Origin of the sequence: Komagataeibacter melaceti, from assembly GCF_003403295.1 — a bacterium.
GTDB lineage: Bacteria > Pseudomonadota > Alphaproteobacteria > Acetobacterales > Acetobacteraceae > Komagataeibacter > Komagataeibacter melaceti.
The window spans coordinates 1-243 of record NZ_QUWV01000038.1; the positions used below are offsets into that span (position 1 = coordinate 1).

The 243-nt window shown below is 56.4% G+C and carries 1 pseudogene; it reads right to left on the reverse strand.

What is annotated here, in order from left to right:
* A pseudogene (locus tag DY926_RS04740) lies at positions 1 to 243 on the reverse strand (bifunctional transaldolase/phosoglucose isomerase); the annotation flags it as partial.

A 243-nucleotide genomic window follows, 5' to 3' on the forward strand; every position in this document is an offset into this window, starting at 1 on the left:
GGCACCAGACCGAAATCGGACAGAACGGAATAACGGCCACCGATCTGCTTTTCACCGTAGAAGATTTTCCAGAAACCGTCCTTCTTCGCCACGTCTTCCATGTGCGAGCCGGGATCGGTCACGGTGATGAAGTGCGATCCGACCTTGTCGCCCAGCACCTTTTTCGCCTGATCGAAGAAATAGGCCTTGAGGATGTTCGGCTCCAGCGTGCCGCCGGACTTGGACGAGACGATGAACAGCGTC